This is a genomic window from Actinomadura nitritigenes, from assembly GCF_017573545.1.
Classification (GTDB): Bacteria; Actinomycetota; Actinomycetes; order Streptosporangiales; family Streptosporangiaceae; genus Spirillospora; species Spirillospora nitritigenes.
On sequence record NZ_JAGEOK010000037.1, the window covers coordinates 75,530 to 102,402 of the forward strand.

Sequence of the window (26,873 nt, forward strand, 5' to 3'; positions counted from 1 at the left end):
GACGCCGGTCGTCGCGGCGATCACAGCGGTGGCTCGTCTTTGGATTCGGCCACCAGTCGCGTGAGTTCGACGCGCGAGCCGATGCCGAGCTTGCGGTACACCTGCCGCAGGTGAAAGGCGACGGTGTGCACGCTGATGAACAGTCGATCGGCGATGCGCTGATTGGTCAGTCCCTGTGCGACGAGCAGGGAAACCCGCTGCTCGGTCCCGGTGAGTCCCGCCCAGCCGCTGGCGGGCCGCTTGCGGTTTTCCCAATGGCGGCGGCGCTCGCCCAACTGGCGGAGCCTGCTGCGCACTCGGGCGGTCTCTCGGGCCGCCCCGGCGGCCCGATACTGCGACAGCGCCGCATCGAGCGCCTGCACTGTCTGCTCGCGTTGATCGCCTTGATGTTGCAGCAGCAACGCCAAGTCTTCACTGGCCAAGGCACGCGCCCACGCATCGGTGTGTCCGCTGGCGGCGGCACGCAGGGCCTCGGGGTCTGCGTGCAGGACACCGCGGGCGTGTTGGGCTGCGGTCGACACGCTGGGCACGGTGGGGTTGAGTCGGGCGATATCAACGGCGGCCGCGACGATCCGTTCAGCCCCTGAGGCCTCACCGGCCGCTAATGCGGTCCGTGTCAGCCATGCCGGTGTGGCGGGGCCGCTGAGAAGCAACCGATTGTAGTCCTGCGGACTGTCGAACAGGTCGCTCAGCGCTGTAACGGCGGCTTGTGGACCCTCGAGGGCTTCGGCTACCTGCGCCGCGACCAGGTCTGGGAGACCGAGGTCATGTGGAGGGCGTTCGGCCGCCCGGCGATTTTCTGCCAAGGCCGCCGCCGCATGTTCCAGGTCACCGTGGTGCAGCGCGGCGGCCGACAGTGCGCAGCTCGCGGCCGCCGCCAGGAGATGGGCGCCTGCCGCGGTGGCCTCATCGAGTCCGGTTCTCGCCTCCGCGATCGCCTCCTCCGGTTGTCCCTCTGCCAGGTGCAGCCAAGACCGCAGGATCGTCAGGCCCGGCGACCACGCCGCCGGGCTGCTCCTGCCGAGGCCTCCGGTCACCGTTTCCATCGCCTGTCGGGCTTCATCAAGCCGCCGCAACTGCACCAGCCTCATGGCGAGGATCATGCTGGGATGTGGCTGACCGGCGTCGAGCGTGGCGCCCAGCGTCCTTTTTGCGGCCTCCTCCATCAGGTCGAGAGCGGTCGTCAGGCGCGCCGCGTCCCAGGCGTCCTGCGCGAGCAGGATGAGCGCCGCGATTGTCAGAGGCCGGCTGGAGGACTCGTCGCCGTCGATGATCTGTTGCGCCCGCTCCCGCAGATCGGTGTTCCCGCCCCGGGGGGTTCCAGCTTGCAGGAGGGCGAGCTCGGCACGCTGGCGCAATTCCTCGGGCAACCCCGCGACGTCGAGGGCGGCACGGGCCGTCTCCGCCGCCCTGCTCGTCTGGCCCATGAGTATCAGAGCGAGCGCCTGGATGATCATTATCTCGGCGGCGCTGGTGCCGGTCGCGTTGCCGCACAGCGCCGCATCCGCGAGCTTCACCGCCTCGGCCGGCCGGCCGGCGGCCAAGAGCGCATGCAGAACCGCTAGTACCCGCGGGATGTGCAACGGGTCGGTGGGGTCGGTGAGTTCGAGAGCGCGTCCTGCGATGTCGACGGTGATGCGTGAGGCGCAGGCGGACATACGGGCTGCGGCTTCGTCCAGGCCCGCCAGGGCATGGGGGTCGCCCGAACTCGCACCGCTCATCAGGAGAGCAGCCGCCGTCGTGGTCCGGGCCCCGCGCTCCAGCAGCAGCCACGCGATCTGCACCTGCAGGGACCGGCGGACGGGGGCGGGGATGCTAGCCGCGACGATCCGGCGGACGAGGGCATGCCGGAAGGCCAGATCGTCCCCGCGGGCCTCCAGGAGGCCGGCCGCGACCGCTGTCTCCAGCGCGGGCAGGAGTTCTGCTGGGGTGATTCGGAGGAGTTCGGCGGCGTCCCGGGGGTGGAAGGTGGCGCCGACGACGGCCGTGACCTCGAGAAGATGCCGGGTGCCGGAGTCCACGGCATCGAGCCGCTGCTTCACCAGCAACCGGAGTCGTTCCGGGAGACGGGAGCTGGTCAGGCATGCGCGTCCCTCATTCATCACGAGGCTGCCCTCCTCGCGTAGTCCTTTCAGCAGCTGAACGACCAGCGAGGGGTTCCCGCCGGCCTGTCCGACCAAGGCGCGGAGGGCCCGGTCCGGTTGCGCGCCGACCGTGTCGATGCACAGCCCGAGGGCCGCCTCATCGTCCAAGGGCGGCAACGTCATCTGGGTCGCGCCCGTCGCTCTCAGCAGGGTGAACAACTGGTCCAAGGCGCGCCCGCCCGCTGCGCAACGGCGGGCCAGGATCCAGCACACGGGCGACGCCGCCAATTGCGCCGGCAGAACCCGGAGCGCGCTGATCAAGGCGGAATCGGCCCACTGCAGATCGTCCAGCACTATCAGAATTCTGGTGGAGCGGGCCTTGGCTTCCACCGCGGCGCGCAACTGTTCGACCTGCCAAGCCTGACGCCCGGATTCGGCGGTTGTCTCGCCAACATCCACGATCCCGGTCAGAGCCGACACAAGCGGCTCCATCGGCGTCGGCGGCCCAAGCTCGACAGTGTGACCAGCGGCCACGAAGTGTCCGTTGCGCGCAGCCACCTGGCAGGACTCGGCTAGAAAATGGGTACGCCCGATTCCCATCTCTCCCTCGACGAGCAGAACCCGGGCCGCGCTCGCCGCAGGGTCGGCCGGCGCGTCGGCCCCGGCCAACAGGTCAGTGACCTGTCGGTGCTCATGGACCCGGTTCAAGGCCGTTCGCTCGGCTGGTGGCGGCTGCGGTCGGTTCACAGGGCGGCTCTGCCCCTCATTGCAGGTGACATGCCCGTGCCGAAGATCGGCGGCCGGCCCTCTCCCCCAAAGACACCGATCTTTTACCGGCTGGCGACCGGAGCCGGCCGAAACAGGGTGCTGGCAAAGCCGGAGGCCAAGAACGGGTTGCACGGGTTCTCCCAGCAGGGTCTGAGAAATGCGCCAGCCGGGGAGCACGGTCCGGCAGACCCGGCCGGCGCGTGGTTCAGCCGCACACCGCATCCTCAGAACTGACAGGCCAAAGGGATCCGGCCTGCTACGGGGGCGACGATACGGCCTGGCGTCAGCTCGAGACGTCCGGCCGAGGGGAGGGACAGGCCCCTGCAGACGGTAGGAACCGGACAGCAGCAGATCGGGAGAGCGCGACGGTTCCCAGAATCCACCTACACGGTTGAAGGATGTGTCCGGCGGCACACGGCACGAGCATCGTTAGTGATGGGTTGTCGTGTGCGTTCGGTGGCGCCGCAAAGCGCGCCACCAGGCCGCTGAGCCCACTACTTCGAGATCTGACACCTACCGTCCCACGCCGCACGCACCGCCCCGCCGGTTTCAGCCGAAAGGCGCGGGTGGCCGGAGTCTCGGCCCTGTCGAGGGGTCCGAGGCCGTTCCGCAAAGCTACGGAAGGACATGTGATGGCCAGAGCAGTCGGAATCGACCTGGGCACCACCAACTCGGTCATCGCGGTGACCGAGGGCGGCAAGCCCACCGTCGTCCCCAACTCCGAGGGCGCCCGGACGACCCCGTCGGTGGTGGCGTTCACCGAGCAGGGGGAACGCCTGGTCGGCCAGTTGGCGCGGCGGCAGGCGATCCTCAATCCCAAGGGCACCATCTCCTCGGCCAAGCGGTTCATCGGGCGCCGGTACGAAGAGGTCGCCAGTGAGAAGGACGCGGTCTCCTTCGACGTGACCGAGGGGCCGGACGGGACGGTCCGCTTCGACGTGCGGGGCAAGAAGTACGCCCCGGAGGAGATCTCCGCGCAGGTGCTGCGCAAGCTCGTGGAGGACGCGGGCAAGTCACTCGGCGAGAAGGTCACCGAAGCCGTGATCACGGTTCCGGCCTACTTCAACGACGCGCAGCGGCAGGCGACCACCGACGCCGGACGCATCGCCGGCTTGGAAGTGCTGCGCATCATTAACGAGCCGACGGCGGCGGCGCTCGCCTACGGCCTGGACAAGAAGTCCAACGAGACCGTGCTGGTGTTCGACCTCGGTGGGGGGACCTTCGACGTCAGCCTGCTGAACATCGGCGACGACGTGGTGGAGGTCCGCGCCACCTCCGGCGACGGCCACCTGGGCGGCGACGACTTCGACCGCCGTGTCGTCGATCACCTCGCCGAGGAGTTCCAGCGCGACAACGGCATCGATCTCCGCGCCGACCCGCAAGCGCTGCAACGGCTGTTCGAGGCGGCCGAGAAGGCCAAGATCGAGCTGTCGAGCGTCACCCAGACCCAGATCAACCTGCCGTTCGTCACCGCCGACGCCACCGGCCCCAAGCATCTGAACACCACCCTGATGCGGTCGACGTTCGAACAGATCACCGGTGATCTGATCGAGCGGTGCATCGGGCCGATGGAGCGGGCCATGCGCGACGCCAAAGTCACCGCCGACGACATCGACGAAGTGATCATGGTGGGCGGGGCCACCCGGATCCCGGCGGTGCAGAGCCTGGTCCGCCGCAAGACCGGCGACCGCGAGCCCAACATGACCGTCAATCCCGACGAGGTCGTCGCGCTGGGCGCGGCCATCCAGGCCGGCGTGCTCAAGGGAGAGGTCAAGGACGTCCTCCTGCTGGACGTCACTCCCCTGTCCCTGGGCGTGGAGACCCTCGGCGGCGTGATGACCAAGGTCATCGAGCGCAACACCACGATCCCGGCGCGCCGCACCGAGACCTTCAGCACCGCCGAGGACAGCCAGAACGCCGTCGACATCGTGGTTCTGCAGGGCGAACGGGAGCGGGCGGCCGACAACCGGGTGCTGGGGCGGTTCCGGCTGGAGAACATCCGTCCCGCGCCTCGCGGGGAACCTCAGATCGAGGTGACCTTCGACATCGACGCCAACGGCATCCTCAACGTCTCCGCGCGGGACAAGGACACCGGCGCGGAGCAGCGCATCACCATCAGCCAGAGCTCGAACCTCGATGAGAGCGAGGTCGAGCGGATGGTCGCCGATGCCGAGAGGCACCGCCAGGACGACGCCCGGCTGCGCGAGCAGGTCGACGCGCGCAACGACTTGGACGCGGCCGCCTACCAGGTCGAACGGCGACTCGAAGAGCTGGGCGACAGCGTGCCCCCGCACGAGAGGGCGCGTGCGGAGTCGCTGATCGAGGACGGTCGTCAGGCCGTCAAGGAGGAGGCGCCGCTGGAGCAGCTGCGGTCACTGACCGCCGATCTGCAGCAGGTGCTGCACGGCCTCGGCACCACCTCCGGCCCTGGCGCGGGCGGCGGCCCGCGGGAGGGCGGCCCCACGACGGGAGGATCCGACGACGATGTCATCGATGCCGAATTCACGACCGAATGACGATGCCCGGCAGCAGTCCCAGCGGCCCGAGGGGGCGGAGGATCTGGCGGCACGCGTGGCCGAGCTGGAAGCGCGCGTGGCCGAGCTCGAAGACCTGCGGCGGCGCGCCCTCGCGGACCTGGACAACACGCGTAAACGCATGGCGCGGGACCTGGAACGCGAACGCCAGGCGCAGCGGGACGAGGTGACCGTGCGATGGCTGCCGGTCGTCGACGATCTCGAACGCGCGCTGCAGCACGCCAGCGCCGACCCGGCGAGCCTCATGGAGGGCGTGCGGGGCGTGTACGACCGGGCGCTGGCGACGCTGCGCGAACTCGGCTATTCGCGCCGGGACGACATGGGAGCACGTTTCGACCCGGCCCGGCACGAAGCGGTCGCGGTCCGCACCCATACCGGCTCGCCCCCGGGCACGGTGATAGAGGTGCACAAGCCAGGCTACGGCGATGACGAGCACCAGTTGCGGCCCGCGCTGGTGTCGGTGGCGGGCAAGGATCAGTAATGGCCGTCAGCGATCCTTATGAGGTCCTGGGCGTCCCGCGGGACGCCGATCAGGACGAGATCCAGCGCGAGTACCGGAAGCTGGCCCGTCAGTACCATCCCGATATCAACAAGGACCCTGACGCCGAAGAGAGATTCAAGGACGTCTCGGAGGCCTACGCCATCCTTTCCGACCCCGACCAGCGCCGCCGCTACGACGCGTTCGGACCGGACTTCCGCCAAATCCCCGAAGACGTCGACCCCGATATGTGGGCGCGCTCGCAGTCCCGCGCCAGGGCCGGTGCCCGCGCCGGAGCCGGCTACACCACCGCGGGCGGTTTCGGCGAGGGCATCGACTTCGAGGACCTGTTCGGCGGGCTGTTCGGCGCCCGTGGGCGCGGCGGCCCGACCGGGCGCGCCGCGTCGGGCGCATGGGGCCCGGTACGGGGAGCCGATCAGGAGGCCGAGGTTCAGGTGAGCGTCGACGAGGCCTACCGCGGCGGCAAGCGCACGGTCACCCTCGACCGCCCGGACGGCCCCCGCCGGCTGGAAGTCACCATCCCGGCGGGCGTCACCGACGGCCAGCGAATCCGGCTGGCCGGACAGGGCGGCGGCGGTGACCCCGCCGGCGACCTGTACCTGATCGCGCGGATCGCACCGCATCCCCGCTACCGCGTCGAAGGCCGTGACGTGACCGCCGACCTGCCGCTGGCGCCCTGGGAGGCGGCGCTGGGCGCGACCGTGGCCTTCCGGACACCGGGCGGGGAGGCCAAGGTGAAGGTGCCCGCGGGAACCTCCAGCGGGCGGCGCTTGCGGCTGCGCGGCCGCGGCCTGCCCAACCCTCGAGGCGACCCGGGAGACCTGTACGCCGAAGCCCGCATCATGGTGCCGTCCGAGCCGTCCGAGCAGGAGCGGCGGCTATTCGAGCAGCTCGCAGAGGCATCGTCGTTCGATCCGAGGAGGGCCTGATGGAGCAGCTGCTGCCAGGCACCGTCTACGCCATCGTGCGCACCCCGCCGTCGCGGCTGAGCCTGGAGACCTTCGCCTCCACCGCCGGCGCCCATCCCGTGCTGGTACGGCGTTTAGTGCGTCTGGGGTTGCTGGACGCCAGCGCCGATGCCTCGGGTGAGCTGTGGTTCGCCCCCGAACAACTCAGCGAGTTCGGCCGCCTCCAGCGACTGCGGGCGGGATTGTCTCTCAACTACGCGGCGCTGGGACTGGTCGTGGAGCTGCTCGACCGCATCGCGGATCTGGAGCGGGCTCTGCGCCGGGGACCGCCGCACACCACCTCTCCGCACACCACCGGAGGACGACAGTGGACGCCAACCGCTTGACCCAGAAGTCGCAAGAGGCTCTGCACGACGCCCAGACCAAGGCGCTGCGCTTCGGACACGTCGAGGTGGACGGCGAGCATCTCCTGCTCGCCCTGCTCGACCAGCCCGGAGGCCTCGTGCCACGGCTGCTTTCGGAGGCCAAGGTCGAACCGCAGCGTATCCGTGAGGCGGTGGAGGCCGAGCTGAGCCGCCGCCCGCAGGTGACCGGGCCGGGTACCGGTCCCGGGGAGGTGCTGGTCACCCAGCGGCTGTCGCGGCTGCTCGACACCGCTCAGCAAGAGGCCGACCGGCTCAAGGACGACTACGTGTCGGTGGAGCACCTAGTCATCGCACTGCTGGAGGAGGGGCCGCAGACGGCCGCGGGACGGTCGCTGGAACGGCAGGGACTGACCCGCGACTCCTTCCTCGAAGCGCTCACCCGGGTCCGCGGCAACCAGCGCGTGACCTCCGCGATGCCCGAGACCGCCTACGAGGCCCTGGAGAAGTACGGGCGCGACCTGGTGGCGGACGCGTCGGCGGGCAAGCTCGATCCCGTCATCGGGCGCGACACCGAAATCCGCCGCGTGGTGCAGATCTTGTCCCGCAAGTCCAAGAACAACCCGGTACTGATCGGCGACCCGGGCGTCGGCAAGACCGCGATCGTGGAGGGCCTCGCGCAGCGGATCACCCGAGGTGACGTGCCCGAGGGACTCCGCGACAAGACCATCTTCAGCCTGGACATGGGGTCGCTCGTCGCGGGCGCCAAGTACCGGGGCGAGTTCGAGGAGCGCCTCACCGCCGTCCTCAACGAGGTCAAGGCGGCCGAGGGCCGGATCCTGCTGTTCGTCGACGAACTGCACAACGTCGTGGGCGCCGGCGCCACCGAGGGCGCGATGGACGCCGGAAACATGCTCAAGCCGATGCTGGCCCGCGGCGAACTCCACATGATCGGTGCGACGACCATCGAGGAGTACCGCCGGCACATCGAGAAGGACGCCGCTCTGGAACGGCGTTTCCAGCCGGTGCTGGTGGACGAGCCCACGGTCGAGGACAGCATCTCGATCCTGCGCGGACTGCGGGAACGGTTCGAGGTCTTCCACGGAGTGAAGATCCAGGACGGCGCCCTGGTCTCCGCGGTGCAGCTCAGCCACCGCTACATTTCCGACCGGTTCCTGCCGGACAAGGCGATCGACCTGGTCGACGAGGCGTGCGCCATGCTGCGCACCGAGATCGACTCGATGCCCGCCGAACTCGACGAGCTCACCCGCAAGGTGATGCGGCTGGAGATCGAGGAGGCCGCACTCGCCAAGGAGGACGACGCGGCCAGCAGGGGACGGCGCGACGACCTCGGCCGGGAGCTGGCCGACCTGCGCGCCGAGGCCGACGCCATGCGGGCCCAATGGGAGGCCGAACGCCAAGCACTGCGCAAGGTACAGGCATTGCGCCAGGAGATGGAACAGGTCCGCCAGGAGGCCGATCAGGCCGAACGGGACTACGACCTCAACCGCGCCGCCGAGCTGCGCCACGGTCGGCTCCCCGAGCTGGAACGGCGGTTGCGGGCCGAGGAAGAGCAGCAGACCAGCAAGCAGAACGGAGGCCGACTGCTCCGCGAGGTCGTGACCGAGGAAGAGATCGCGGCCATCGTCTCACGCTGGACCGGAATCCCGGTCAGCCGCCTCCAAGAGGGCGAACGCGACAAACTCCTGCGCCTCGACAAGATCCTTCACGAGCGGGTGGTCGGACAGGACGAGGCGGTCCAGCTGGTGGCCGACGCGATCGTCCGAGCCCGGTCCGGGATCAAGGACCCGCGCCGGCCCATCGGTTCGTTCGTCTTCCTCGGCCCTACCGGCGTCGGCAAGACCGAGCTGGCCCGCACCCTGGCCGCAGCCCTGTTCGACACCGAGGAGAACATGGTCCGCATCGACATGAGCGAGTATCAGGAGCGCCATACCGTCAGCCGGCTGGTCGGCGCCCCGCCCGGCTACGTCGGTTTCGAGGAGGGCGGCCAGCTCACCGAGGCGGTACGCCGCAAGCCCTACTCGGTGGTGCTGTTCGACGAGATCGAAAAAGCCCACGGCGACGTGTTCAACACCCTGCTCCAGGTCCTCGACGACGGGCGGCTGACCGACGCCCAGGGACGCACCGTCGATTTCCGCAACACCGTCATCATCATGACCTCCAACATCGGATCGCAGCACCTGCTGGAGGGGGTCACCGACCAGGGCAAGATCAAGGAAGCGGCGCGCGACCAGGTGAACGCCGAACTGCGCCGTCACTTCCGCCCGGAGTTCCTGAACCGCGTCGACGACGTCGTGCTGTTCAAGCCGCTGACCCTGCGGCAGATCGAACAGATCGTCGACCTGATGTTCAACGACCTGCGCGCCAGGCTCGCCGACCGCAGGATGCGCCTGGAGGTCGATCAGGACGCCCGCCGGCTGATCGCCGAACAGGGCTTCGACCCGGTGTACGGTGCGCGTCCGCTCCGCCGGTTCATCGCCCACGAGGTCGAGACCCGCGTCGGCCGTGCCCTACTCGCCGGGGACGTCCGGGACGACGCGGTCATCCACGTGACCGCGGAGGACGGGGAACTGAAGGTCCGCTTCGAGAATCCCTGGGACTGAGGAGCATGGCCACCCGGTTCGCCGCCGACGTCGTCACGTGCCCCGCCTGCGGGGCCCGCAACCGCCTGCCCGCCATGGCCAGCGGGAGGCCCCGATGCGGCCGCTGCCACCGGCCCCTGGCCTGGATCGCCGAGGCCGACGACACCACCTTCAGCGAGGTTGTCGAAAGTGCCCTACTGCCGGTGGTGACCGACTTCTGGGCCCCGTGGTGCGCTCCGTGCCTGCGCATCAGCCCCGCCCTCGAACGCATCGCCGCAGATCTGGCGGGCAGGATGAAACTCGTCAAGATCAACGTTGATGACACGCCAGGACTGTCCAAAAAGTTCGATATTCGACACGTTCCCACCCTGATGGTCTTCCACCGCGGCGAACTGGTGTCACGGCTGCCCGCCGGGGCACCAGCCGACCAGATCCGCGCCTGGGTGACGGAAAAGGTCACCGACAGTGAACAGCGGGACGGGCCCCGATCATGAGTTGTGTCGCTTCCTCTGCTGCTCCAGGCGGCTGCGTTGACGGACCCCGTACGCAGTGTCACGCACGGCCGACTCGTCCTCCAACCCCGACCCGAGCGCACCACCGGCCATGCCCATGGACATAGTGAGCCAGGCCATCGACAGATAGAAACCCCAGCCGGTCCCGTGGTCGAGGCTGGACCGCAGTGCGTCGCCGGTCAGCACCACCGGCACCAGCATGATCGTCAGCACGAAAACGGCCGCATAAGGGCACAGCACACCGATCAGCAACGTAGCCAGAGTGACGGCGTTGTACAGCCTGGCACGCTGGCGATTAATGACGCCGCCGGGGCGTTCCCACAACTCGTGGTCGATGATGAGCCCCCGAGTAGGGCCGCGACCGCCGGCACCGCCAGCACCGCCTGCCGGATCGGGCCGAGCGCATCGATGATCTTCCAGATGGTGGCGTTGACCATCGCGAAAGCCGCAGTCGCCAGCACCCCGGCCAACGCCTTGGACAGGCCGGCGAACAGCCGCCAGGGACGGTTCGCTCGGATCATGCCGCACAGCAGCCGGAGCCGACCCAGCAGCCCCGGTGTCACGAACCGCTGCTCAGGCCGCCGTCCGGGACCGGCCCGGCGGACGGTGTACTCCCGGGCGAACCTCGGCGGCGTCCCGTCATGAATCAATGCGATCAGATCCACCACACCGCGGCGGGCCCGGCTCGGCCGATGGAACCAGCCGAGAGCGGGAAGCGACAACAAGGCGATCCTCTCGGGCCTGCTCACTTCCGCCAGAATCGGCTGAGTTCTGTAACGACGCGGCAGGTCGGTCACGAACACGGCGACGTCGTAAGCTCTACCGGGGGGAATCCCCGCGGAGTGCCGGCTCGGTCGAAGGGCCCGGAGCACGGCGGTCGCGGACGAGGTTTTAGGTACCTCTTCCGGGTAGGGCCTCAACTGTTCGTATCGGGGGGAGCGGCGGGTTGGCCGGCCAAGACGTGGTGCGCGTGGTGCTTCGCGGCTGATCCTGGGCTGCCGTTGGAGATCGTGCATCAGATCGCCGAGACGCTGCCCGACGACATGCGGAAGCGTTCGGCGGTCCCGGTGGCATGGGAGGCCGACGCCGGGCCCGGCGCCTTGACGGCCGACGAGCAGGTGGAGGCGAAGCACCCGGCCGACGTCCTGGTCGGCCAGTCCCCCGTCCTATCGCTTTCCCTGGCTTCGGCCCTGTCTGAAGAGCTGCCTCGTCACCCCTGCCCGATCCCGGTGACCAGGCTGATGGCAACCGCCAGTATCCCGGTGCCGAAGGCATACGCCAGCAAGGCATGCCCCAAAACGGTTCGGCGGATCCGGGTGTCGGCGGGTTGGCTCTCCGAAACCGCGAACGCCACTCCGAGGGTGAAGGCCATGTAGGCGAAGTCACTGTAGGAGGGAGGCGCAGTCTGCCGGAAATCGATGCCTCCGTCGGCGCCCTCGTAGTAGAGGCGGGCGTATCGGAACGCGAACACGGTGTTCACGAGCGCCCAGGACAGGACGACCGCAAGGACGACGAGGATGACCGCCGTGACCGAGAGCGCGTCCTGACGACCCGCATAGCGGATCTGGGCGTCGGCCTCGATGGCCAGGCTGGCCACCGAGGCCAGGAGCACCGCCGTGTCGGTCGAGCGGGCGTCCCCCTCCGCCTCGGCCAGAGACTTGGTGTCCTCCGGACCCTGCGGCCAGCTGAGCCACCACACCCATGTCAAGATCGTGCCGGTGGCCAGCACCCACCCGACCAGCAGGCTCACGTGCCCGGCCCCGAGCACGGCGGCCGCGGCACCGCCGACGACACCCGCTCCCAGCGACAGCACAAGCCTGCGGATCGACAGGAACCGCTTGGGAGGTTCGGCCCCGTTATCCTCAACGGACGGGTCGACCTCATCGCCCACCTCGCCCCCCAATCGTCAAAAGCACCGAGGTCGCGAACGCCGGCCGGTGACCTCAGCCGGTTCGGGCGAGGTGCCTGTGCACCATCTGAACCGCCATGGCGCCCTCCCCGACGGCCGAGGCGACTCTCTTCACCGACCCGCTCCGGACATCACCGGCCGCGAACACGCCCCTCCAACTCGTCTCCAGCGGTGTGCCCGGCCCCGTCCGCACGAACCCGCGCTCGTCCAACTCCAGATGCCTAGCGAGCCATCCGGTATGCGGCACAGCGCCGATGAACACGAACAGCGCCCGCGCCGGCACCGTCTCACGTTCCCCGGTGCGGTTGTCCTCGGTGACCACCGCGCGCAGTGTTCCGTCTCCGCAGGCCTCCCGGACAATGGTGTGCCGCCGTACTTCGATCGTCTCGGCGCGCTCTATCTGCTCCACCAGATATAGCGACATTTTGGCGGTCAGCTCACCACCACGAAGCAGCAACGTGACTCTCGAACCGTGTCGGGCGAGAAACAGCGCGGCTTGTCCGGCCGAATTGCCGCCCCCCACCACCACGACCGGTCCGGGATGGCATGCCTGGGCCTCGATCACGGTGGCGGCGTAGAACACGCTCGTTCCCTCGAACCGCTGCAGACACGGTACGTCCAGCCGCCGATAGCGCGCACCAGTGGCGATGATGAGGCAGCGGGCGCGCACCGGCTCCCCGTCCGCCAGCCCCACCACCAACAGCCCATCTCGCCGTTCCAGATCCACCGCCTTCGCGGGGATTCTGACACGTGCTCCGAACCGATCGGCCTGAAGTGTCGCGCGGTCGGTCAGATCAGCGCCCGCGATTCCGGCGGGGAAGCCGAGATAGTTCTCGATCCGCGGCGATGTGCCCGCCTGTCCGCCCGTGGCCACCGCGTCCACCACCATCGTCGTCAACCCGTCCGAAGCGCCGTAGACAGCGGCTGCGAGACCGGCCGGCCCCGCCCCCACCACCAGGAGATCGGTGTCCGGCGGCGAGGCCGGCGTGGTCAGCCCGACGGCCTGGGCCAATTCGGCGTTGCTGGGATTACGCAACACCCGTTCCGCCCCCCACACCACCACCGGGGCGTCCTGCGGCGCGATCCCGAAATGGCGCAGCAGCGTCTCGCCGGACGGGTCGTCCTCCAGATCGATCCATCGGTGCGGCAAACGGTTGCGGGCCGCGAACTCCAGCAGCCGTCGGCTGTCAGCTGAGAACCGGGACCCCACGATGCGCAACCCGGTGCCGCTGCCGATCAACATGGAACGCCGGATCACATACGCACGCAAGATGAGATCACCAAGAGGCGGGTCGCAGGCAATCAACTCGCGCAGCCCGTCGACCGGCACCGCGAGCACTTCCCCCGCCTCATGGACCACGGCGGTCACGAACGACCGCTGCCCGGTCAGCAGACCCAATTCGCCGAGAAAACGCCGCGGGCCATGCACCGTGACCAAGCCCGGCCGCCCGCCCTGGCCGTCCCGATCCCCGGCTTTCCCATCCCCGGCTTCCCGATCACCAGGTCCCCCAGCAGCCTCCTCAGCGGGCCGGTCGACGACGGCGATCTGGCCGGTCAAGATCACCAAGAAGCCTGGCCAGGACTCCCCCGTCCGGCACAGCACATCGCCAACGTGGGTGCGCTGGTGGACACCGCCGTACTCCGAAAGCAGCTCGATCTGCGCATCGTTGAGCCTGGGAAACGCCCCATTCGCATCCGGTGTCTCCTCCACAGCACCCTCCTCCACAGCACCCTCCTCCGCAGGCATCCGACTCAGCCGACCGGACAACCCGACAGCCCCTTTCCTCTGCCCACCGCCGGGCACCGGCCCCTCAGCACAGACGAAGATCTTCAACTGGCACCGGGCCGTCCGAACGGCGACGCGACCCGCCCGGCAATCGACTGAAGATCTGATTGAGCCGACCGCCGGTGACGGCATCGGCGAGCGACCTCCACCCCCCGCCGCCTCTTCACGGCTCCCATACCCATCTCGATCAGGAATCCGAGCGAGGCGCTGGCCGTATGGCATGGCGCTCCGCCTTCTGCCGTTCCACTCTCATGGCCCAGGCTCCGATCACTGCGGCACGCCCACATCCCTCAACCGAGCAGATCTTTGACGAACCCGCTCCCCAGGGCATCGGGAACGGCTCGACCTGGGCATACACCTGACGTGAGCGAAAGCCGGGGGATCAGAACGACGATCCAGACCACCACCTCGCCGGTCCTTCTACACCTCAAGCGCTTCCGAGGACGGCCCAATGCCGCGATGATCGGCCGGCTCGTTCTGACGGCCGTGGTGGCCTACGAACTCGCCGTCTGGTCGCTGGGCACCTCCCGGCCGCTGCTGGCTCCCCTGACCGCCCTGCTGGTCCTCCAAGCCACCCTTTACCAGACCTTGAGGCACGCCTGGCAGCGCCTGGTCGCCGTTGTCGCCGGCGTGCTCGTCGCAGTCCTGCTGTCAAGCGAGGTGCGGTTCACCTGGTGGAGCCTGGGACTGACCATCACCGCAGCACTGATCTGCGGATTCGTGCTGAGGCTGGGCAACTACCTCCTCGAGGTGCCCATCAGCGCCATGCTCATCCTGTCTTTCGACACACGGGCGGCCGCCATCGAACGGATCACCGAGACGATCATCGGTGCCGCCACAGGCCTGGCAGCCGGCCTCGTCGCCTCTCCCATTCAAATCAAACACGCCGAAGAAGCCATCGAAGATCTCAGCCGGACCATGGCCGACATCCTCGACGACATCGCCGAAACCGTCGAGCACGACCCCGAACAGCCCCCGTTCGACACGTGGCTCGTGCGGGCCCGCTTACTGGACGACGAGATCCATCAGGTCGGCAACGCCCTCCAGGAAGCCGAGGAGAGCATCCGCCTCAACCCGCGCGCCATCGGGATGATCGACACCATCATCGCCTTGCGCGAAAGTCTGGAAACCTTGGAGCACTGTGCGATCAACATCCGCGGGCTCGCCCGCTCGCTGGCAGACCATGCCACCCAAAACGACACCGAAGATGCGCGGACGCATGACGACTACCTGACCGACACCACCACTCGAACACTGCTAGCCGAAACCATGCGGCACCTCGCAGCCGCCATCCGAACCTACGGTCGGCTGATCAGGCAGCAGATCTCCACCGGATCCAATGACCTCGACGACGCTCTCAGCCAGCACCTCACCACCGCACACCGCGACCACATCGAACTCAGCCACCGGCTGCACACTGACGCAGCGCATTGGCCCCTGCACGGCGAACTACTCGTCCACCTCGACCGCATCCGAACCGAACTGCGCCCCCGCCGGGGAATACGACAACATCGGCCCCGAACGCGACGCGGCAACAGGCGTGTCCAGGCCCGCAGGCGCCGCTTCACTGCGCCAACGTCGACGCATCGACGCGTCACCTGGTCGTCCACTCGACCGCGCACCCGGGGAGTGCGAAGTTAACGACACCCCTCCGTGTCAGCGACAGTGAGCGAAGAGCCGGACAGGCCCGCACCCGAACCCGGTCGTCACCAGAATCGCTCTCCCGCGCGAGCGGGACTGTCCTGAAGATCGTGTGGGTGGGGTGGTGATCCGGAAGGCTGGGGCCGATGCCCCAGCCGGGAAGGATCACACGTGTCCAACGACGACGAGGACGAGACCGCTGGTGGTCTGGAGGTCCAGCTCACTGCTGAGCTGGCCGCGAAGGCCAGGGCCGAGGGGGTGTCGCTGGTCGGGCCGGACGGGTTGCCGGCCGGGATCACCAAGACCGTGCTGCAGGCCGCGCTGGAAGCCGAGATGACCGATCATCTGGGCTATGAGCGGGGCGAACGCCCGGCCGTCCCGTCCGGCAACCACCGCAACGGCACCTCGGGAAAGACGGTGTCGACCGAGGTCGGGCCGGTGCGGATCGAGGTGCCGCGGGACCGGGCGGGGGTGTTCGAGCCGCAGATCGTGCCCAAGCACGCCCGCCGGATCGAAGGGTTCGACGAGTCGATCACCTCGCTGTATGCCAAGGGCCTGACCACCGGGGAGATCCGCGCGCACCTGGCCGAGATCTATCAGGTCGAGGTGTCGCGCGACCTGATCTCGCGGGTCACCGACAAAGTCGTGGAAGAGATGGAGGCCTGGCGGGCTCGGCCGCTCGATGCGGTGTATCCGGTCGTGCTGATCGACGCCCTCTACGTCAAGATCCGCGAGGGTCAGGTGGCCAACCGTCCGGTCTACGTGGCGGTGGGCATCAACTGCCACGGCGAGCGGGACGTGCTCGGACTGTGGGTCGGGACCGGTGGTGAGGGCGCCAAGCACTGGATGACCGTGCTGGCCGAACTGCGCAATCGCGGCGTGCAGGACGTGTGCATCGCCTGCTGCGACGGCCTCAAGGGCCTGCCCGAGGCGATCGAGGAGATCTGGCCGCAGGCCACCGTCCAGCAGTGCGTGGTGCACCGTGGCCGCCAAGAATCAACATGCTGGTTTTTCGGGGCCGGGAGGCTCTGGTGGTGCGCCGGCGGAGGCGAGCAGCTCGGCGGCCGAGGCGTAGCGGTGATCGGCGGGGTTGATGGCGGGGTGGTGGCTGTCGAGGACGGGCAGGACGTCTTTGATCGCGTTCCAGAGGGTGCTGCGGCTGATGTCGAACAGTTCGGCGAGGGTGTCGAGGGCGCAGATTCGGCGTTGGTAGAGGATGGTGGCGAGGATTCGGTCGCCGTCGGTGATCTTCTGGCGGAAGACTCCACCGCGGGTGCCGGGGCGTCGCGTTCCGCCGCGTTGGCGGTGGCGGCGCTGTTCGATCGCGGCGGCGTAGGGCACGATCAGTTTCTCCAGCAGGGTGTCCAGCGCGTCGCGGCTCATGCCGGTCAGACGTGGGTCGGTCAAGGCGTGGCGGGTCGGGTGCGCCGGGGCGTGCGCGGCAGGATCGCAGCCGGTCATCCAGGCGCGTAGGTCGTCGGCTCGGGTGAAGTAGCGGACGACGGTCGGGGTGATGCTGATCTTCTCCTCGTCCAGGAGTCGGCGGGTGGCTTTGATCGCCTGGCCGATTGTGACCGGGTTGATCCCGAGCAGATCGCACAGAACCTTCTGTGGGCAGAGCTGCCGCAGGTAGATGACGGTGATCAGGACCTCGTCGGAGCCCGAGAGCAGGGCTCGGCTGCGGCCGGTGGTGGCGACACGTCGGCCGCCGCGCAGTACGTAGCGGTGCTGCTCGGCCCGGGCCTGCTGGGCCGGAGCGAGCCGTGAGCGCAGCGCGTCGAGTTCGTCGCTGCTCATGCCGGTCAGACGGGGGTCGGCGAGCATCGCGAGGGTTTGAGCGCGGGCTGCGGCTCGCTGGTCTGCGCGCGGTGGGGCGACGGCGGCGCCGAGCGGCGCAATGCTGTAGTTCCAGGCTCGGTGTTGGGTATGCGCGGTGATCGGCAGGGCCTGGAGCTGGTCGCGGCTGACCGCGATCCCGGTCGGGTAGGAGCCCGGGTCCAGGACGGCTTCGACCTTCAGGCCGGTCGAGGTGGTGGTCGCCGCGATCGTGTTCAGGACGACCTGATGGCTGGTCAACGGCCGTCCGCGCCAGTTCATGGTGATGTGGGAGAACAGCCGGTGCTCGATCTTGTTCCATTTGGAGGTGCCCGGCGGGAAATGGCAGACCGTAACCGTCAACCCGCTCTCGGCGGCGAACGCGGCCAGCTCGGCCTTCCAGAGCCGGTAGCGGTAGCTGTTGGACCCGCCCGCGTCCGCGGTGATCAACAGACGAGACGCCTCCGGGTAGTCCAGGCGACCGCGTGCCTGCCACCAGCGGCGGATTGAGGCGACCGCGAACGCCGCGGTGTCGTGGTCGACCCCGACGTTCACCCAGCCGATGTTGGAGGCCATGTCGTAGATCCCGTAAGGGACCACGGTCTCGACGTTCGGGCCGGTCCAGAAGCTGTGGTCCTCGACCTGCACCGGCCGGCCGCGTGGGTGCCATTCTCGTCCGTTCATGGGCAGCAGCCCGAGTTGCTCCTTCTTCTTGGCGTCCACGCTGATCACCGGCTCGCCCGCCGCCTGATGGTCTTTGACCTGCGCGTTGATATAGCGGAACTGGGCGTCCCTGTCAGGATGCTGATCGCCTTCCAGAACCTTGGCGGTGCCCTGCAGGCTGAACCCGTTCTGCTTCAGCAGCCGGCCCACCGTCGGCGCGGCCACCCGATGCCCCTGGCGCGTGAGTTCGGCGGCCAGATGCCGCAGCGACTTCGTCGTCCACCGCAGCGGCGATTCGGGATCTCCGCGCTCGTCCGGCTCGACCAGGGCCATCAGCGCCGGCAGCAGACGCGGATCGACGGCCTCGGCCCGCAACCGGCCCCCGCCCGTCCGCCGCACGCGCCCCTCGGGCAGCGGATCAACCCCGGACTCGAGCTCGAACACGCCCTTGCGGACGGTGGTCTCGCTGACCCCGGCCACCCGCGCGACCAGCCGAACACCCCCATGCCCCAACAACCGGGCCTCGGTCGCCAGCGCCAGACGCCGCTGACGCTCGTTCAAATGCGGCAACAACACCGCGAACCGCGCCGCAAGCTGGTCGCGAACCTCGCCCGAGATGGCCATACCGACCCATCGAACCGGAAACCAAGACGCACCGTGTTGTTTCCTTACAAGTCCACCTGGTCCGCTCCTCGCTGCGGTATGCCTCCAAGGCGCACTGGAGCCGGCTCACCAAGGACCTGCGGCAGATCTACACCGCCCCGACCGAGACCGCCGCCGAGCAGCGGTTCGCCCAGTTCGAAACCGAGTGGGGCGACCGCTATCCGGCAATCGTCCGGCTGTGGCGGGACGCCTGGCCGACCTTCACGCCGTTCCTGGCGTTCCCGGCCGAGATCCGCAAGATCGTCTATACCACCAATGCGATCGAAAGCCTGAACGCCCGGTTCCGCCAAGCCACCCGCCGCCGCGGGCACTTCCCCACCGAGCAGGCCGCCCTCAAGGTCCTCTACCTGGTCATCCGCCAACCGCTGAAAGGCAGGCCCAACGTGACCGGCAAAACCCCTGACTGGAAGGCAGCGCTGAACGCGCTGTCGCTGCACTACGGTGACCGCATCACCCTGAACTGAAGGCCGATCACCACCTCACCCACAAACATTCAGACAGTCCCATTGAGGTCGGCGTGAGCGCAGTGGCACTTTCTTTGGCTGGTGGTTGCGGAGGCGGGGTGGGACCGGCGCTCAGCGCAGGCCGCCGCCGGTTTGGCGTCACCTTCCTGGCGGTCTGCCGCCACCACCTGAACCGCCGCGACTTCGCGCAGATCACGGCTGGCTCGGGGACCGGTGACCTTCGGCTCGTTCCTGGAGTGGGGCTCCGACCGCCAGGCAGTTCGACCACCGACTCCACCACTCTGCGCGCTGCGGTCAACGTCGGCATCGACACGGCTCAGGGCACTGACCACCAACGTTCACCGGGTTGAGTACCCGATACCGGCCCGGTCCTTGACCTTGACGCCGAGGTCAGGGTTTAGCGTCTCGAGCGTGGAAGAGACGAACACCCTTCATGGCCGAGCAGTGCTGGTTACCGGTGGAGGCACCGGGATCGGTCAAGCGACGGCGCAGCAGTTCGCGGCCTTGGGCGCCGAGGTTCTCATCGTCGGCCGGACTGCCGGACGCTTGGCGGAGACAGCGGGGGACCATCCGCGCATTCGGACGTTCGTTGCCGATGTCGCCGAGCCGAACGCGCCCGCCGACATCGTCGCCGCAACGCTGGAGGCGTTCGGCCGCATCGATGTCCTGGTCAACAATGCAGCGATCACTCGTCCGGCTCCGCTCGGTGCGATCGATCGGAAGATCGCCCAGGAGCAGCTCGCCACGAACCTTCTGGCTCCAGTGTTCCTCGCCCAACATGCTCTGCCGCATCTGGAGGCCGGCGGCACCATCGTCAATGTCACGTCCAACCCGCCCCACTATGGCTGGCCGAACAACTCGGTCTACGGATCGACGAAGGTGGCTCTGGATTTCCTGACCCACACGTGGGCTGTCGAACTCGCGCAGCGCGGTGTTCGTGTTCTGTCCGTGGCCCCGGGGATAACGGCGACACCGGTGCTGAGCCATGCCGGTTTCTCCGACGAGCAGATCGCCGCGGCGGGCAAGGAGCTTCAGGCCCGAATCCCGCTCGGGCGTATCGCTCGGCCGGAGGAGATCGCCTGGTGGATCGTGAACGCGACGCGCCCCGAGGCCGGTTACCTCACCGGTACGATCATTCGTGTCGACGGCGGGCTGAGTGCGGCTGGATGAAGATAGGGCAATGCTGATCGGAGAACTGGCGAACGAAGCCGGAACCACCATTCGCGCACTGCGGTATTACGAACAGCAGGGCTTGCTCCAGGCCCGGCGATTGCCGAACGGTTACCGGGAGTATGACGAGACGTCGATCGGCCGGGTGGGCAACATCAAACTGCTGCTCTCACTCGGCCTCACCGCCAACGACGTCCATGGCTTCCTGGCCTGTCTCGATCAAGACATCGCCGATGGTCCCCTCTGTCCCGCGAGCGCGCGGGTCATCGCCCGGAAGCTCACCGACGTCGAGGGGAAGATCGCCGCGCTGGACGTCGTCCGCAAACGTCTCGTCGACGTACTGGCCCAAGCCGAAGGCTAGCCTCGATCTTTCACAGGGTCGGTCGGGTTGCGGAGCGACCCGACCGACCCTTGTTTGTCAGTGACAGATGCGGTCGTTGGGTCCGACTGTCGCGTCGGGTGGGCGGGGTTCCACGGGCCCGGTTGTGTCCTTCCTGGGCGCTGGGGCGAGTTGGTGCCGTTCAGGGACCCGATAGGGCCTGCAGGCGGGTGATCGCGGGTCGAGACCGTGAAGTACGTGCTGATGTTCGTCGAGACCGAGAAGTTCGCACGCGAGCAGGAGGCGATGACCGAGAGCGAGCGGCAGGCGGCGTTCGAGCGAGTCGGGCGGTGGTTCGCCGATCACGCCGCCCACATCACCCACCACGCTCACCTGCGACCGGCCGAGACCGCGACCACGGTGCGGCTCGAGGGCGCCGGGCCGGTCGTCACCGACGGGCCGTTCGTGAAGGGCAAGGAGGTCGTCTCCGGCTACGCCGAGGTCGACGTCGAGGACCTCGACCAGGCACTGGCCATCGCCCGCGACTGGCCGGCCTGCCCCGTCGTCGAGTTCCGCCCGATCGACTGGCGGCCGTGCCCGACGACCGCTTCGACCCATGTCGCCCGGCGCACGGCGACGTGCGGGGCTAGAAGACTGCTGAAGATCTTGCGAGGGGTGTCCGGCAGTGGGCTGGACGACCGTCGCGTTCAGCGACAAGGCGATCGGCACGAACCACGTGCTTCCGACCGCCGGTGCCGGCCGCTACACCGGCGGCCTGTCCGTCGCCTCCTTCCTGAAGACGGTCACCTGGCAGCGGATCGACACCGACGAGGGCATCCGCATGATCGCGCCGCACGTCGTCACCATCTCCCAGGCCGACCTCATGCCCGCCCACGAGGCAACCGCGGCCAAGCGCCTGAAGCGGCTGGAGCGGCCCACCCGCGGATGAAACGTCTGAATCTGCAGCAGAGCCCGGTCCCGAAGCCCCGTCAGGGTGTCCGGGGTCTGCCAGGGCAGCGGCCGGGTCATCTGCACGCCGCGTTCGGTGTGGTCGTTGGAGATGCCAGACAGCGACCGCACGATGGTGGAAGGGCCGTGCCCGGCCAGCCACCGCCAGTTCACATACGCGCTTGGCAAGCCCCGGGGCGCCGACACCTCCGAGGTGTCAAGCCCGGCGCAGAGCTCGGCCAGTTCGTCCAGTCCTGCGCATACGCGCGCGGTATCAGCGTTGCGAGAAGCGTGCAGGTAGTCCTCAGCGCCAACGTTCAACGCGGCGAGCCGGAATGGCCTGCTCGGACGCCGGCCGCCATCACCTCCGAGGCGATCTCCAACCGCCGGGGTCAGTCCGCGCCGACGCGGGCCCGGCCGTAGGGGCGCAGCGCCGTGGCGAGCCCGGCGGCCGCTGTCAGCATGGCCTTCCACTCGGCGGCGGTTCGGGGCCGCTGCCCGGCGTCCGGCGGGCGGGAGCGTCCCGGTGGGCGATTCGCGCCGCGGCGAACTCGCGGTGCGCCGGCTCCACGTCCTGGTGCGTCTGCGCAAAGTCCAGCACCGCCGAGTCCGGGGCTACCAGGACGTCAAGTTGTGCCGGTTGACTGGCAGCGCCAGCAGGGGGTCGGCGAGCCGGGCGGCGGTGTATCCGCGGAAATCTACCGCTCGCCTCCCGGCCCGAGCTCGGGGGTACATCTGCTCGACCGCGTCCGCTGGCAGCCCGACCAGGTCGAAGGCCCGGTCGAGCTCCAGGACGGCGGGTTCCAGATGGTGGCGGGCTGGGAGCCGGTGGACGCCAAGTAGGTCACGGCCGGCCCTGCCAGGTTGTGATCGCGGGGGTGATCGTCCAGCGAGCCGGGCCGTCCGCCGGCGGGACGGCCGCCGTGCTGGCGGCCTCGAGGGTGTGGTCGCTCATCGGGGCCGGTGGTTCCTTCTCTCTGGGTGAGGAGGCGTCATGGCGTTTGAAGGCGGCGTGCGGGCCGGCCGGGCCGAGGGCGCGGGATGTCAGCACGACACCGGGGCGGGCGGCGGACGTGTCTGCACTTCGGCGAGCGAGTACGAGCCGGGCGGCGGATCGGCGATCAGGCGTTCCACGATGTGCAGGGCGTGCGACCGCCCGCACGCCGGACACGGGTCGGACACGGGTCGGCGACCCGCTTGGCGCCGCCGGGCGGCGGCGGCAGCGTCGTTTCGGGGAGCGGGTCAGCAGGCATCGGTGGCTCTCGGCGGTCAGTGGGGGCGTGCAGAGCGCGGCGGTCGCCGCCGCGGGAAGATCCTCGGCCAGCAGCTTCAGCAGGTCCTCGAACCCCTCGGCGCCGTCGTCGATCCGGCACTTGGCCAACAGCCGACCGGCAACCTGCCAACACCACCGCGGCCAGGCCCACCTGCCGCACTCGGTCTGGACGTCCAACAACGCCGACCAAAACTGTCATTACGTCTTCAAGGGCGTCCCGCGGACGGGGGGCGCCGGACGGTCGCGCCCGACCTCTGCGCGCCGGGCATGCGGCCTGTCTCGTCCGGTTTCGTCGCGCAGCCCGGTCACGGCCACCTGGTTCATGAAACACTCCGAAGCGCAAGAGCACTTTGCTGGCAAGCCCCAAGCCAACCTTCCGCTACGGCATCAGGCGGAGCCGGACCTCCTGAAGCAGTCGCTGGCGCTGCAACTCCTCGTTACGGTCGCGGGGGCGGAACCCGACCAATCCCTCCTCGACGACCTGCCAGTACCGCGGATGGGGCGCCATAAGACCCCGCCGAAGGAGTCGTTGTATCTCAGAGAGTCCCATCTGTTCCACTTCGGCGGAAACCAGCCGCCAGCTATCGTGCTCGACATGCTCCTGACGAATCGCCTTCAGGAGCGCAAGGAGCACGATGAGGGCGACGATCGCCACGATGGCGATTGTGTGCGGAGCCAGTCCAAGACCCATGATTTGATCATCCATGTCCAGAGGGTGCGACCGCAACCGGCACGCGCCGACCATGGTTTCGCGTCTCGGTGGCTGAAAGGCTTCAAGACGGCCCGTTGGCGCTTCTGGACCGGGAGCCGTGATCGCCCATAGTTCGGGACGACAAGGACTCTGACGACAACCAGGGCGGTTTGACGTGCCCGAGGCGAGGGTCTCGCGCCCCCAGCCCACCGCGGGAGGGCACGCCCGCGCGAAGCCGCCTGTCACACCGTCCCGCCGTTCGCGCGAGCGCGCCCTCAGGGACGGTCCGCGCGCTAACGCGAAAGCTAACAACAACGCTGGACACCTTCGGACGGCGGTGGAGGTGCAGAAGAGGCGTGGCCAGGTCAGGGAATGTTTGTGGATGGCGCTAACCTCGATTTTTCGTGAGGCCGGTTGGGTCGCGGAGCGACCCAACCGGCTCTTGGCTTTCAGCGGCGGGACAGCAGTTGGGCCCGACTGTCGCGTCGGGTGGGCGGGGTTCCACGGGCCCGGGGGGGTTCTCCTCCCTAACGTTGATGGGGCGGTGGGTGCTGGTCAGGGTGCCGGGAGCATCTGCAGGCGCCGAATCGCCGAGACGATCAGGCCGGTCCAGGGCCAGTGGCGGGCCAGTCGGAGCCGGAGTCGTCTGCCGCCGCGGGCCAGGCGTGCGGCGGTCGAGAAGACGCGCAGGCGCAGGCGTTTGGGTTCCCAGCAGCGGGCTGGATGATCAGCGAAGGCGAGCATCTGGGTCCAGGCGGTCAGGTCGGTGGCGAGCGCGACGGGTTCGAGCCAGATCCGGTTGGCGGCGAAGCTGCGCAGGGGCAGGCTGCGCAGGCCGGTGTCCATGGCGCAGCGGATGCGGTCTTCGCAGCGGGCCCGGTGGCGGTGGCGCAGCTCCAGGTCGGCGAGTTGCCCGCCGGGTCGGGTGCCGGTGGCAAAGCAGGTGAAGCGGTGCCCGTCGATGTCGGTGAAGCGCAGTTGGCGCCGGGGTGGGGGCGTTCGCGGCGGACGAGGACGCGCATGCCCTTGGGCCAGCCCGTCAGGTCGAGCATGCCGGTCAGCTCGGCCACCCACGCCCCGGGGCGGGGCCTGCGGTCGGCGTCGTAGGCGCACTGCCACACGTGCTCGGGCAGGGCGAGGATCGCGGCGCAGACGTCGTCGGTCAGGTTGAATCCGATCGAGTACTTCAGCCGCCGGCGGGAGACCCAGTCGAGGAAACCGTGGGTGCCGCCCCCGCATCGGTCCGGATCAGCACTTGTTTGTGCAGGTGAATGGGGATCTGCTGCAGGGCCAGACGTCCAGCGGCGATGTGGTCCTCGGTGGTGTTGGATCCGGCGTTGCCCGGCCGTAGCACCAGCGCGGCGGCCTCACCTGTCCCGCCGGGGCCGTGGTCGATGAACGCGGTCATCGGATGGAACCCAAAGGTGCGCTTCCACGTCGGGGCCGCATTCTCCTTCTCCGAGTACGCCAGCACGATCGTGGCGTCCAGATCCACCGGGATCAGGATGCCGCCGGTGCCCGGAGCATGCTCGCCAGCCAACTCCCAGACCCGCGCACGGGCGGACGAGCGGGCCTTGCGGATCGCCCGCAGCGCCTGCGGGCCTGCTTGGGCCAGGGTGGCGACCAGCCGCGACACCGTCGGATCGGACGGCACCGGCCCGAACAGCTCGGGCTCGGCCCGCAGGACCGCGATGTCGGACAGGCAGTCCCCGCCCAGCGCAAGCATTATCGCCAGGTCCGCGACGACCTTGCCCGGATCATGGATCGCCCGCGGCCAGCGCCAGCGTTCCAGGCCGGCGGAAAGCGCCTGATCGAGCCCGGTCGCACGAAGTGTTTCAGTAAGCAGCACCCCGCCGGCCTGCCCGACGATCCCTGCCCCGTCCGAAGACACCGCGAGCCTGGCATGACGACCTGCAGTCTTCACGTGAAAAGTGCCTTCTGGACTGGCGCGGACAGGACCTTCGACAAGCCCTATCCTCCCAGCTCGAGGGCACTTTTCTTGTCTAAACGGTCACTCCCGACTCGCTGTCCGGTGAAAGCCGAGGTTAATCCGCAGGGTGTCGGACGTCGAGGTCCGCACTCCCCCGATGTAGTACTTCCATCGACCTTGATCGACTGATCTGCTGTGCCTGGGGGTTCCTTTTCCAGAGGCTCAACAGTTCGATGCGGCCGAGCATGGCCTTCACGACGTCATCGGGTGCCAGGCCGCGGCAGTCGATGCGCGCTTGCCGCCAGCGTCGCCGCCCCAGAAACGCGTACGCTTTGCGGTACAACTCCAGCTCACAGGTCGGCGAGCCGGCCCGTTCAAGCCTGCTGAGAACCTGGCGCTCCTTCAACCGCATCGCGATGACCGCGGGATCCTCCTCCAGCAGACGGTCAGGAACGGACGCGGCGCGAAGGCGTTGTAGGACCAGATCTCCGCCAGAGGAAGCCCGTCGAGCCGTTGCAGGACCAGCAAGGACGGCAGGTAGCGGTCGCTGATGACGACCTTTCCCGCGGCCAGTGCGGGTTCGATCTCGCCGGCCACGTGGGCGGGCCGTTCGGCGGCGACCGCGAGCGCTACCGCCATGTGCCACCCCGCGATCGAGCACCTGCCGCCCGCCGCCCGCGACACCGCCCCCCTCGCACCGTGGCTCGCGCAGATCCTCACGCCCTCCATGCGCCGCAACACCCTGCTCACCTGGGCCGGTTTCTTCCTGGTGATGTTCGGCTTCTACTTCGTCACCAGCTGGACGTCGAAGCTCCTCGTCGAATCCGGGATGTCATCGGCGCCATCCTGTCCCCCGCCGTCGCCGGACGGCTCCTGGACGCCGACTGGACGCCCGGCCGGCTGTTCCCCCTCGTCGCCGCTCTCCTGGCCCTGGGCGGCCTGACCGTGCACGCCTTCAAGATCCTCAAGCCCACCGCCGCGGATACGGTCCCGCTCAAGCCCCGGGCACAGCCCTCGGCTTCCTGAGCCACCTCGTCCAACCGGGCGGCGACTCCCCCGGCGGAGTCGCCGCCCTCACCACGATCGGTGCACCCCAGGACATCGCCCGCGGTGCGGCGCGGACCCGACGCGAACGAACCGCGGGCACCCCTGGACGCTCGGTCAGCGGTCGGTGACGGTGAGTAGGCGAGGGCTCTGGTTCAGGCGGCGGGCTCCGATGTCGGTGCAGACGACGACGTCCTCGATCCGCGCGCCGTACAGTCCCGGAAGGTAGATGGCAGGCTGGACGGACACGGTCATGCCGGGCTCGAAGACGGTCTGGTCCTCCGATG

General features: G+C 68.8%; 21 protein-coding genes and 3 pseudogenes. 14 read left to right on the top strand and 10 right to left on the bottom strand.

The window, feature by feature from the left end; all coding sequences use genetic code 11:
- Positions 1-20: 20 nt before the first annotated feature.
- On the bottom strand, positions 21-2,792 hold the full coding sequence (locus tag J4557_RS40650; protein WP_208272159.1) for an ATP-binding protein: 2,772 nt from the start codon (positions 2,790-2,792) through the stop codon (positions 21-23).
- Between the two features lie 692 nt (positions 2,793-3,484).
- Here J4557_RS40650 and dnaK point away from each other — a divergent pair.
- The 6 genes from dnaK to J4557_RS40680 are packed head-to-tail and all read left to right on the top strand — an operon-like array spanning position 3,485 to position 10,252.
- The gene (gene dnaK / locus J4557_RS40655) at positions 3,485-5,368 is read left to right on the top strand and encodes a molecular chaperone DnaK (protein ID WP_208272160.1); all 1,884 of its coding nucleotides are present in this window, start codon (positions 3,485-3,487) and stop codon (positions 5,366-5,368) included.
- Positions 5,346-5,867 (top strand): nucleotide exchange factor GrpE, encoded by a 522-nt coding sequence (locus J4557_RS40660; RefSeq protein WP_243777141.1) that lies wholly within the window; start codon positions 5,346-5,348, stop codon positions 5,865-5,867. The genes dnaK and J4557_RS40660 overlap by 23 nt, the downstream gene beginning before the upstream one ends.
- A complete protein-coding gene (locus tag J4557_RS40665; RefSeq protein ID WP_208272162.1) occupies positions 5,867-6,814 on the top strand; it encodes a DnaJ C-terminal domain-containing protein in 948 nt (315 codons plus the stop codon). The genes J4557_RS40660 and J4557_RS40665 overlap by 1 nt, the downstream gene beginning before the upstream one ends.
- Positions 6,814-7,179 (top strand): chaperone modulator CbpM, encoded by a 366-nt coding sequence (locus J4557_RS40670; protein WP_208272163.1) that lies wholly within the window; start codon positions 6,814-6,816, stop codon positions 7,177-7,179. Before J4557_RS40665 ends, J4557_RS40670 begins: the two co-directional genes overlap by 1 nt.
- Positions 7,176-9,779 (top strand): ATP-dependent chaperone ClpB, encoded by a 2,604-nt coding sequence (gene clpB / locus J4557_RS40675; protein WP_243777142.1) that lies wholly within the window; start codon positions 7,176-7,178, stop codon positions 9,777-9,779. Before J4557_RS40670 ends, clpB begins: the two co-directional genes overlap by 4 nt.
- A gap of 5 nt (positions 9,780-9,784) precedes the next feature.
- Complete coding sequence (locus J4557_RS40680) at positions 9,785-10,252, top strand: thioredoxin family protein (RefSeq protein WP_208272165.1); 468 nt, start codon at positions 9,785-9,787, stop codon at positions 10,250-10,252.
- On the opposite strand, the gene J4557_RS40685 is transcribed toward J4557_RS40680, so the two are convergent.
- From J4557_RS40685 to J4557_RS40700, 4 genes are all read right to left on the bottom strand, one after another.
- Positions 10,247-10,522 (bottom strand): hypothetical protein, encoded by a 276-nt coding sequence (locus J4557_RS40685; protein WP_208272166.1) that lies wholly within the window; start codon positions 10,520-10,522, stop codon positions 10,247-10,249. The genes J4557_RS40680 and J4557_RS40685 overlap by 6 nt on opposite strands.
- On the bottom strand, positions 10,516-11,073 hold the full coding sequence (locus J4557_RS40690) for a hypothetical protein (protein ID WP_208272167.1): 558 nt from the start codon (positions 11,071-11,073) through the stop codon (positions 10,516-10,518). Before J4557_RS40690 ends, J4557_RS40685 begins: the two co-directional genes overlap by 7 nt.
- A gap of 407 nt (positions 11,074-11,480) precedes the next feature.
- Positions 11,481-12,161, bottom strand: coding sequence for a DUF1345 domain-containing protein (locus tag J4557_RS40695; protein WP_208272168.1), 681 nt, complete (start codon positions 12,159-12,161; stop codon positions 11,481-11,483).
- A 52-nt stretch (positions 12,162-12,213) separates the two neighbouring features.
- Complete coding sequence (locus J4557_RS40700; protein WP_307800498.1) at positions 12,214-13,890, bottom strand: FAD-dependent oxidoreductase; 1,677 nt, start codon at positions 13,888-13,890, stop codon at positions 12,214-12,216.
- Between the two features lie 438 nt (positions 13,891-14,328).
- On the opposite strand from J4557_RS40700, the gene J4557_RS40705 reads away from it, so the two are divergent.
- Both J4557_RS40705 and J4557_RS52320 read left to right on the top strand, forming a co-directional pair.
- Complete coding sequence (locus J4557_RS40705; protein ID WP_208272170.1) at positions 14,329-15,606, top strand: FUSC family protein; 1,278 nt, start codon at positions 14,329-14,331, stop codon at positions 15,604-15,606.
- Positions 15,607-15,813: 207 nt separating this feature from the next.
- Positions 15,814-16,587, top strand: a pseudogene (locus tag J4557_RS52320) (IS256 family transposase); the annotation flags it as partial.
- A gap of 15 nt (positions 16,588-16,602) precedes the next feature.
- Here the strand turns inward: J4557_RS52320 and J4557_RS40715 are convergent.
- Entirely contained in the window at positions 16,603-18,708 is a 2,106-nt protein-coding gene (locus J4557_RS40715) for an ISAzo13 family transposase (protein WP_208272171.1), read from the bottom strand.
- Positions 18,709-18,758: 50 nt separating this feature from the next.
- Here J4557_RS40715 and J4557_RS52325 point away from each other — a divergent pair.
- The 5 genes and pseudogenes from J4557_RS52325 to J4557_RS40745 form a co-directional block, all read left to right on the top strand.
- Positions 18,759-19,211: pseudogene (locus J4557_RS52325) on the top strand (transposase); the annotation flags it as partial.
- Positions 19,212-19,622: 411 nt separating this feature from the next.
- Entirely contained in the window at positions 19,623-20,381 is a 759-nt protein-coding gene (locus J4557_RS40725) for an SDR family NAD(P)-dependent oxidoreductase (protein WP_307800499.1), read from the top strand.
- A 10-nt stretch (positions 20,382-20,391) separates the two neighbouring features.
- Entirely contained in the window at positions 20,392-20,742 is a 351-nt protein-coding gene (locus tag J4557_RS40730) for a MerR family transcriptional regulator (RefSeq protein WP_208272172.1), read from the top strand.
- Between the two features lie 643 nt (positions 20,743-21,385).
- Positions 21,386-21,649, top strand: coding sequence for a histidinol dehydrogenase (locus J4557_RS40740; protein ID WP_208272173.1), 264 nt, complete (start codon positions 21,386-21,388; stop codon positions 21,647-21,649).
- A 632-nt stretch (positions 21,650-22,281) separates the two neighbouring features.
- Positions 22,282-22,491: a hypothetical protein gene (locus J4557_RS40745; RefSeq protein WP_208272174.1), complete on the top strand. Its 210-nt coding sequence runs from the start codon at positions 22,282-22,284 to the stop codon at positions 22,489-22,491.
- Between the two features lie 809 nt (positions 22,492-23,300).
- Here J4557_RS40745 and J4557_RS40750 read toward each other — a convergent pair.
- From J4557_RS40750 to J4557_RS40760, 3 genes and pseudogenes are all read right to left on the bottom strand, one after another.
- Positions 23,301-23,627, bottom strand: coding sequence for a hypothetical protein (locus tag J4557_RS40750; protein ID WP_208272175.1), 327 nt, complete (start codon positions 23,625-23,627; stop codon positions 23,301-23,303).
- 540 nt (positions 23,628-24,167) lie between these two features.
- A pseudogene (locus J4557_RS40755) lies at positions 24,168-25,536 on the bottom strand (IS1380 family transposase).
- Between the two features lie 408 nt (positions 25,537-25,944).
- Complete coding sequence (locus J4557_RS40760; protein WP_243777143.1) at positions 25,945-26,181, bottom strand: dTMP kinase; 237 nt, start codon at positions 26,179-26,181, stop codon at positions 25,945-25,947.
- Here J4557_RS40760 and J4557_RS40765 point away from each other — a divergent pair.
- Positions 26,180-26,485, top strand: a complete 306-nt coding sequence (locus J4557_RS40765) for a hypothetical protein (RefSeq protein WP_208272185.1) — start codon at positions 26,180-26,182, stop codon at positions 26,483-26,485. The genes J4557_RS40760 and J4557_RS40765 overlap by 2 nt on opposite strands.
- Before the next feature lie 218 nt (positions 26,486-26,703).
- Here the strand turns inward: J4557_RS40765 and J4557_RS40770 are convergent.
- On the bottom strand, positions 26,704-26,873 hold a 170-nt coding region (locus J4557_RS40770; RefSeq protein WP_208272182.1), incomplete at its 5' end, for a M24 family metallopeptidase.